The 3,683-nt window shown below is 40.2% G+C and carries 4 protein-coding genes; 2 read left to right on the top strand and 2 right to left on the bottom strand.

The window, feature by feature from the left end; genetic code table 11:
* Positions 1–123: 123 nt before the first annotated feature.
* Positions 124–387 (bottom strand): hypothetical protein, encoded by a 264-nt coding sequence (locus FNW02_RS37655; protein WP_191762553.1) that lies wholly within the window; start codon positions 385–387, stop codon positions 124–126.
* Positions 388–1,176: 789 nt separating this feature from the next.
* On the bottom strand, positions 1,177–2,526 hold the full coding sequence (locus FNW02_RS37650) for an FAD-dependent oxidoreductase (protein WP_191762552.1): 1,350 nt from the start codon (positions 2,524–2,526) through the stop codon (positions 1,177–1,179).
* A gap of 158 nt (positions 2,527–2,684) precedes the next feature.
* On the opposite strand from FNW02_RS37650, the gene FNW02_RS37645 reads away from it, so the two are divergent.
* Positions 2,685–3,422 carry a hypothetical protein gene (locus FNW02_RS37645; protein ID WP_191762551.1) on the top strand — a complete coding sequence of 246 codons (738 nt, stop codon included), beginning with the start codon at positions 2,685–2,687 and terminating at the stop codon, positions 3,420–3,422.
* A gap of 17 nt (positions 3,423–3,439) precedes the next feature.
* Positions 3,440–3,683 (top strand): hypothetical protein (locus FNW02_RS37640; RefSeq protein ID WP_191762550.1); only part of this gene is annotated, 244 nt, incomplete at its 3' end.

The following is a 3,683-nucleotide window of genomic DNA, read 5'->3' as shown; positions in this document are numbered from 1 at the left end:
TGGTGCAAACTTGTCGCCGTCAAGGTCGGTCTGTGATTGATTTTTTTGCACAGGCTCTAATTGCTGATTCTGATAATTCTCAGTCTTGCCCTTCTTTACTTCCGCAATATTAGACCTGAATCCTTACATTTTTTGATTTGACAAACTTCTTGTTTGATTTATTGCTATATTTAGAGCTGATTGAGATTGAGATAGCTTATTTAATAAAACTGCTACACATTCTCCTGCTAGAGTTAATGCTCTATTTCTAATTTCTTCTTCTAATGCTTTAAAAGTTTGAGCCGACCATTCGCTCAGATTTTTAATTTCTAAAAGTTTCGCAACTTTTTCTTTAAAGTCTGACAATGATTTGCTTAAATCTAAGCTTGAATATATTTTTTCGTTCATGAAGTGACGGCAAGCTCCCTGTTTTGATATTCAACATCAAAACTATTACTCAAAGGGCATCCTACACTTTTTTGTCTCCATCACAGAACTAAACAACCATAAAAATAGAGTTATCTCAGTATTACTGAGATATTTAGCTATCTAAATAGTATCAATTTGACTAATCTCCTGAACTTTCGGTTTAACGATCGCCTGGCCTTGGGGTGGAGCATCATCACTCGTTTTTGTCCGACTTCAGAAAATCGCGTTGCTCCCCTCTTTAGATTCAATAATCAACTTTTTGCAGTCAAAGATTTGTCAATTTTAAATAGATATGGAATTTCCAAGACGCAAGTACAATAATTATGTTAGCGTCGAGAATCACCCAAAACCTCAACTGCCCAAAGAAACTAATAATCAAACTCTAAGCCTTGCCAATCACCAAAGGGTGACAGCATCACAGACAAAAGAATAAGGAGAAATACAAGGCTTGTTAGAGATTCTGGCAAATTGGCAACTGATATCGTGCTGTTGCAGTTTCAATGGAGATATCAACAGCGTGGGATACAGTTAAAACCTCTGCATAACTTGTTCCGCTCTATGCCAGTTGTAGAAAGAGTGCCATAGCATAGCTCTACATAATTGCTACAGTACTCAAGATAGTTCAGTCACCGCTATACAACTGGCTAGAAATCAAACGAAAACACATAGAATTCAAACAATGAATTGCAGCATGATTCGGTGAATAATCTGCAAGAAAATTACGCCCAAGGCAATTGTATAACTCATGTTTTGTTTGAGCAACACCAATTATTCAACAAAGCCGCGTGCAAGACTAGGCAATGCTTCCCCATAAGTAGGATGGATATGAACAGATTTTTCTAATAATTGCCAAGTAGCTCCTGCTTCCATGAGCGACACAAACACATGAACTATTTCAGCCGCTTCATAACCAACCAATGTCGCTCCTAAAATCAGGTCAGTTTCTGTATCTATCACCATTCGGTAAAAGCCTAAATCATGACCCCACTCAATCGCACGAGCAATATCGGACATTGGCAGAGTGACGCAGCGAGCATTAATGCCCTTTTTGTGAGCGTCTGCAATTGTCATTCCAGCCCGTCCAACTTGTGGTTCAGTATATATGGCATAAGCTAACACACGGTCGTTGCGAGTCCGGTTTTCACCATGCAAAATAGCTTTGAGACGGCGATAATCTTCCCAAGAAACATGAGTGAAAGCAGGCTGTTGAGCAACATCTGCGATCGCATAAATATTTTCGCAAGTTGTCCGAAATTGCTCGTCAACTTTAATATAACCTTGTTCATTTAACTCAACACCTGTAGCCGCTACATTTAAAGCACTAGTATTTGGATGGCGTCCAGTTGCAATCAATAGTGCCTCCCCCTGGAGTTGTTGACCATTATCTAATTCCAGGGTAAACAGATTATCGTTGTAAGTAACTTTCTGTGTGTTGGCATGAAAGTGAATTTGAATACCATCTCGCTTGAGAGCTTCGGCTAAAGTTTCACTGACATCAGGTTCTTCATGATCTAGAACGCGCTCTCCTCGTACAATTATCTGTGTTTCACTACCCAAACGTGCTAATCCCTGTCCGAGTTCTAAACTAATGTAACCACCACCAATGACAAGCAGGCGTGGCGGCAACTTTTGTAAGTCAAAGAAATTGCGGTTTGTTAAGTAAGGTGTACCTGCCAAACCAGGAATCTTAGGTGTAGCTGCCGTTGTACCCGTATTAATCACGACTAACGGTGCTTGAACGGTGACATTATTGCCTGTAACAGTTCGCTCTCCAGTAAAGTATGCTTGTGCATACACCACTCTCACTCCTGCTTCATGCAAGCGTTTTTGAACTCCTTGATGCCAGCGAGCGCGAATTAAACGTACCCGCTCCATTACAGCAGGGAAATCAACTTCAACTTGAGCATATATCCCTAAATCCTCAGCCTGACGAACACGACCCGCAGCATGAGCAGCTGCTAAAAACGCTTTAGAAGGAGTACAGCCATAATTAATACAACTACCACCTAGTAAATCTCTTTCAAATAAAACAACCATTAGCCCTTGTTTAGCAAAGTCAGCAGCAAGAGGCACACCTCCCTGACCACTGCCAATAATAATCACATCTGCTGTTTCCATACTTGACTCTCCTGTAAAATCAGATGGTGGAATTGAACCAGGGTTTTTGCACAGTAGAATATCTCCCTACTAAGCCACTTTGTTGTAATCTTCAGTTGATGAACATGACTTGACAACATTTAGAGCCTGTCAAGACAGAATCAAAGATAAGAAGCACGATGAGCGAATATCAGTATTACGAATTTCAGGCATTAGACCGACCGTTAACAGTATCAGAACAAACCTATGTTAATAGTCTATCTAGCCGAGTACAACTGACAGCAACAAATGCAATTTTTACTTACAGTTATGGTGACTTTCGAGGTCAACCAGAAGAACTGTTAGAGAAGTGTTTCGATATCATGCTGTACATGGCTAATTGGGGAACACGACAGTTGATGTTTCGCCTACCAAAGTCTTTAGTTCACCCATCAGTTTTTGAGCCTTACTGTCTGCCTGATAGAATTACTGTATCAAGTAGCAAAACTTATCTAATTCTCGATATCAATATTAACGATGAAGAATATCGAGATTGGATAGAAGCAGAGGGGTGGCTATCAAAATTAGTACAATTACGAGATGATATTTTACGAGGTGATTTTCGAGCTTTGTACTTAGTTTGGTTAAAAGCTGCTGCAATAGCAATTGAAGAAGAGGAAGTAGAAGAATTAGTTGAACCGCCTATACCAGCTAATTTGAAAAAGCTATCTGTCCCACTTGAGGCTTTTATAGAGTTCTTTGATATTGATCAGGATTTGGTAGCAGTAGCAGCCATAGAAAGTATTGTAGAACCATTCGTGTCTGAACCTCTAGAAGAATGGATTGCAGCTTTACCATTAAAGGAAAAACATGATTTTCTTATAAAAATAGCTAGAGATGAAATTTTGGTAGTTAGAAAAATTATATTTAAGAAGTAGAACCATAAAACTAGTCAATGCCCAGCAAGATCATTCAAGTCAAAGAGTACACCGTCAGAGCGCATCAGCGTGAGATTCACACTCGCGTTTTCAACTTCGTCTGTCAGCAATGCCAACAACCAACACAGCGCGAAACTTTTGGCCCGCGACCGCTCTACTGTGAGCAATGCCGTCGCCCCCAACCACCCAAGAAATCAGCAGTTCCTCTCAAGAGAAGAAAGCCTAGAGCTATGACTTATAAGAGTGGCAAAGACATCGCGG

The organism is Komarekiella delphini-convector SJRDD-AB1 (assembly GCF_014831675.1).
Taxonomy (GTDB): domain Bacteria; phylum Cyanobacteriota; class Cyanobacteriia; order Cyanobacteriales; family Nostocaceae; genus Komarekiella.
Note: the sequence above shows the minus strand (reverse complement) of the source record. Positions and strands in the feature narration are given on the sequence as shown.

What these genes read in the sequence shown, in the direction of transcription:
- FNW02_RS37650 (WP_191762552.1), bottom strand. Translation starts at nt 2,526, where the DNA reads ATGGAAACAGCAGATGTGATTATTATTGGCAGTGGTCAGGGAGGTGTG.
- FNW02_RS37645 (WP_191762551.1), top strand. Translation starts at nt 2,685, where the DNA reads ATGAGCGAATATCAGTATTACGAATTTCAGGCATTAGACCGACCGTTA.
- FNW02_RS37655 (WP_191762553.1), bottom strand. Translation starts at nt 387, where the DNA reads ATGAACGAAAAAATATATTCAAGCTTAGATTTAAGCAAATCATTGTCA.